This is a genomic window from uncultured Amaricoccus sp. (assembly GCF_937858865.1).
Taxonomy (GTDB): domain Bacteria; phylum Pseudomonadota; class Alphaproteobacteria; order Rhodobacterales; family Rhodobacteraceae; genus Amaricoccus.
The window spans coordinates 1-1,359 of the sequence record NZ_CALLYO010000366.1 but is presented as its reverse complement, the minus strand read 5'-3'; the positions used below and the strand labels follow the sequence as shown (position 1 = coordinate 1,359).

The 1,359-nt window shown below is 68.9% G+C and carries 2 protein-coding genes; both read right to left on the bottom strand.

Annotated features, from left to right (window positions below; genetic code table 11):
• On the bottom strand, positions 1–214 hold a 214-nt coding region (locus tag Q0112_RS10505; protein WP_297974924.1), incomplete at its 3' end, for a sarcosine oxidase subunit delta.
• An 11-nt stretch (positions 215–225) separates the two neighbouring features.
• On the bottom strand, positions 226–1,359 hold a 1,134-nt coding region (locus Q0112_RS10500), incomplete at its 5' end, for a sarcosine oxidase subunit beta family protein (RefSeq protein ID WP_297974921.1).

Here is a 1,359-nt window from a genome sequence, read left to right as displayed (position 1 = left end):
GCACCGCGTTGAAGAAGCGGGCGCAGCCGTTGACGTGGCGCCAGCGCTCGAAGTGGTGGCCGCGGGGATTGGAGCGGATGAACAGGAAGTCGCGCCATTCCTCGTCCGACAGGGCCGAGGGATCCTTCGGCCGGTCGATGTGGGCCTCGCCGGCGTAGGCGAACTCGAGCTCGGGGAGGTCCTCGTCGCAGTAGGGGCAGTGGATCAGCAGCATCGCAAACCTCCTCAGTGCGCGACGGCGGCGGCGGCCGCCTCGTCGATCAGCCGGCCGGTGGTGAAGCGCTCGAGCGTGAACGGGGCGTTGATCGGGTGCGGCTCGTCACGGGCGATGGTGTGGGCGAAGGTGTGCGCCGCGCCCGGCGTCGCCTTGAAGCCGCCGGTGCCCCAGCCGCAGTTGACATAGAGGTTCGGCACCGGAGTCTTGCCGACGATCGCCGAGCGGTCGGGGGTCACGTCGACGATGCCACCCCATTTGCGCAGCATCCGCATCCGGCGGAAGATCGGGAAGATCTCACAGATCGCTGCGAGCGTGTGCTCGATCAGCGGCAGGCCACCGCGCTGCGAGTAGCTGACGTACTGGTCGGTGCCGGAGCCGATGACGAGCTCGCCCTTGTCGGACTGGCTGATATAGGCGTGCACCGAGTTCGACATCACGACGCAGGGGAAGATCGGCTTGATCGGCTCGGATACCAGCGCCTGCAGCGGGTAGCTCTCGAGCGGCAGCCGCACGTCGGCGGTCTGCATCACCACCGAGGTGTGGCCGGCGGCCGACACCCCGACCTTCTTGGCGGCGATGAAGCCCTTGGCGGTCTCGACGCCGGTGACGCTGCCGTCGGGCCCGCGGCGGATCGCGGTCACCGGGCAGTTCTGGATGATGTCGACGCCGCGGGCGGCGGCGGCGCGGGCGTAGCCCCAGGCGACGGCGTCATGGCGGGCGGTGCCGGCGCGGCGCTGCAGCGCGGCGCCCATCACCGGGTAGCGGGCGGAGGGCGAGATGTCGAGCGGCGGGCAGAAGAGCTTCGCCTCCTTCGCCGTGAGCCACGCGTTGTCGACGCCGTTCAGGCGGTTCGAGTGCACGTGGCGCTGGAAGGACTGCACGTCGTGGACGTTGTGCGCCAGCATCAACACGCCGCGCTTGGAGAACATGACGTTGTAGTTCAGCTCCTGGGAGAGGTTCTCCCAGAGGTCGAGGGCGTGATCGTAGAGCCCGGCGCTCTCGTCGTAGAGGTAGTTCGAGCGGATGATGGTGGTGTTGCGGCCGGTGTTGCCGCCGCCGAGCCAGCCCTTCTCGATCACCGCAACGTTGGTGATCCCGTGCTCCTTCGCCAGATAGTAGGCGGCGCCGAGGCCGTGGCCGCC